2 protein-coding genes are annotated in these 3,081 nt (G+C 77.1%); one reads left to right on the top strand and one right to left on the bottom strand.

The annotated features are described in order from the left end of the window. Positions 1-473: NPCBM/NEW2 domain-containing protein (locus EF918_RS34210; protein WP_185922064.1), on the top strand; the 473-nt coding region annotated here is incomplete at its 5' end. On the opposite strand, the gene EF918_RS37485 is transcribed toward EF918_RS34210, so the two are convergent. Next, positions 457-3,081 (bottom strand): AAA family ATPase (locus EF918_RS37485; protein ID WP_260610953.1); only part of this gene is annotated, 2,625 nt, incomplete at its 5' end. The two genes, EF918_RS34210 and EF918_RS37485, sit on opposite strands and share 17 nt — an antisense overlap.

Genomic DNA, 3,081 nt, shown 5'->3' on the forward strand with positions numbered 1-3,081 from the left:
CCCCCACGCCGAAGCCGACCCCGCCCGAGCCCGCGCCGGCCGGCTATCCGCTGGTGCGGATCGGTCAGTCGACCTGGGGCGACCACAGCGGGCCCGAGGTGCAGACCCTGCGCAGCAGCTGGGTCTGGCAGCGCTGGGGCCTGCGGATCGCCGACCGGCGCCACGACCACGGCATCACCGTGAACTCCCGTTCCTCGGTGGAGATCGCCCTCAACCGCCAGTGCCGTACGTTCTCCGCCCGGGTCGGGGTCGACGACCTGTCCGTGCTCAGCCGGGGACGGGTGCGGTTCTCCGTCTACGGCGACGGGCAGCGGCTGTGGCAGTCCCCCGCCCTCGGGCACGGCGACCCGGCGGTCCCCGTGGACCTCGGGATCGCCGGCCACGAGCGGCTCCGGCTGGTCGTGGAACCGGCGGGCGGCCAAGCCCCGCTCACCCTGGCGAGCTGGGCGGACGCGGTCATCCGCTGTCAGTGAGCGCCGGGGCGTCGGTCACGGCGGCCAGCAGGGCCAGCACCCCGGCCGGGTCCAGTCCGGCCCCGGCCGCCTCCTCCGCCCGCTGCCGGTCCGCGCCGAGGGCGGCGCGCGTACGGGCCCGCAGGGGCCGGAGCATCCGCTCGTCGGGGACCGAGCGGGGGCTGCCCGCCCGCCAGGCGGTGGCCGCGGCCAGCGCCCGGACCGACGCGGCGGGCCGACCGGCGTCCGCCAGCAGCACGGCGGCGGTCTCGGTGAACCGGGCGAGCACCGGCTCGGCGCACTGCGCCTCGACCGCCGCCGCCAGGCCGGTCCGGGCCTTGGCCAGGCCCGCCCAGGGCCCCTTCTCGTGGCCGAGAAGGGTGGCCTCCACGGTGTCCAGACCGGCGATGAACTGCGGCGGGACCGACGCCCGTCCCGGCCCGACCCGGCTGGCCTCCACGGCCGCCCCGGCCGCGTCCACGGCGGCGCGGGCCGCCGCGTGGTCGCCCCGGTCGAGCGCGATGAACGCCGCGAGCAGCCGGCCGAAGGCGGCCGCGTCGTGGACCCCGTACCGCTCGGCCTCGGCCCGGGCCTCGTCCAGCAGGCGTTCGGCGGTGTCCTGGTCCCCGGTGCCGTAGAAGGTCTCCGCGATCCGGGCCATCGCGAACGGCGCCTCCATGTGCGCGCCGACCTCCCGGGCCAGCCGCAGGCACTCCTCGTACTCGCGGCGCGCCCAGTCGTAGCGGCCGCGGGAGAGGGCCACCTCGCCGGCGGCGCTCGACACCTGGGCGCGGGTCCAGCGGTCGCCGACGCGGTCGGCGATCTCGTGCAGCTCGGCGAGGTCGGTGTCGACGGTGGCGAGGCCGCCGGTGAGGTCGATGGCGACGTGGGTGCGGAGCATGAGGGTGACGCCGAGCTCCCAGTCCCCGCCGTGGCGGCGGCAGTTCGCGACGGTCTCGTCGAGCGCGCGGTGGAAGTCGACGACGTCGCCGGTGAGCATGGAGGTCAGCGGCCAGAGCATGCCGGGGAAGCGGGCGGTCTCGGGCAGGGGCCGGCGGAACGCGTCCTGGAGGCGCTGGGCGGCGGCCTGCCGCTCGGAGGTGCTGAACTCGGTGAAGCCGCTGCTCTCGGCGAGCAGGAAGAGGTGCAGGAGCTGGAGCCGGAGGCGGTCCCAGTACGCCGGGGAGCCCTGCGGCGGCTGCGGTCCGGGCTCGTCGAGGGCGAGCACCCGGAGGGTCCAGTCGGCGCCCTCGGTGCGGTAGTTGCGCAGCCACCAGAACCAGCCCAGGGCGAGGGCGAGACGCCGGGCGGAGACCGGGTCGCGGCCGCGGTCGCGGCCGCGGCCGGTGGCCACCGCGGTGCGCAGGGCGGCGCGGAGGTTGTCGAGCTCGGTCTCGATGCGGCGGATCCAGGGCAGTTGGGCGCCGGAGCGGATGAGGGGTTCGGCCTCCTCGGCGAGGGCCAGGAAGTGGGCGGTGTGCCGGGCGGCGGTGGCGGCCCGGTCCTCGGGCTCCTCGGTCGTGCGTTCGGCGGCGTACTCGTGGATGGTTTCGAGCATGCGGAAGCGCATGCCGCCGGCGCCGGCGTACGCACCCTCGGGGTCCGGGTCCTGGGCCGGGTCCGAGGTCGGGGTCGGGGTGGGGTAGGCCTGGACGAGGGACTTGTCGACCAGGGAGCCGAGGAGGTCGGCGGCGTCGAGGGCGTCGATCCGGCCGTCGGTGCAGACGGCCTCGACCGCGGCCAGGTCCCAGCCGCCCGCGAAGACGGACAGCCGGCGCAGGAGGGTGCGTTCGCCCTCGTCCAGCAGGTCCCAGGACCAGTCGACGACGGCACGCAGGGTCTGCTGGCGGGGCAGTACGGTGCGGCTGCCGCTGGTGAGCAGCCGGAACCGGTCGTCGAGCCGGTCCGCGATCTGGCGGGGGCCGAGGAGGCGGAGCCGGGCGGCGGCCAGTTCGATCGCGAGCGGCAGTCCGTCGAGCCGGGCGCAGATCTCACGGACGGCGTCGGGGTCGTCCTCGACGCGGAAGCCGGGGCGGGCGGCGGCCCCGCGGTCGGCGAAGAGCTGGAGGGCGGGCTCGGGCGGCAGGGGCTCGACCGGGCGCAGCACCTCGCCGGGGACCCCGAGGGGTTCGCGGCTGGTGGCCAGGATCCGCAGGGCGGGGCAGTGCGTGAGGAGGGTCTCGGCGAGGCGGGCGGCGGCGTCGACGACGTGCTCGCAGTTGTCGAGGACCAGCAGCAGGGGGCGGCGGCCGCAGTGCTCGACCAGCCGGGCGGTGGGGTCGTCGGGGGCGGCACCGGTGTTCTTGTCACGGGCCACGAGGGTGTTCTCGCGCAGGCCGAGCGCGCTGAGGACCGCGCCGGGGACCGCCGCGGGGTCGTCGAGCCGGGCGAGTTCGACGAGCCAGGCGGGCTCGGGATGGGCCCCGGCCGAGTGCTCGGCCAGCCGCGTCTTGCCCGACCCTCCGGGCCCGATGAGCGTGACGAGCCGGTGCTGGCCCAGGTCCCCGCGCAGGGCCCGGAGCTCGGGCTCCCGCCCGACGAAGGAGGTCAGCCGGGGCCGGATGTTCCCCTCGGGGCCGGGGCCATGGCCTGGCGCGGGGACCTGGGCCAGCACCGGCTCGTCACGCTC

It is taken from the genome of Streptomyces sp. WAC06614 (genome assembly GCF_003949795.1).
Classification (GTDB): Bacteria; Actinomycetota; Actinomycetes; order Streptomycetales; family Streptomycetaceae; genus Streptomyces.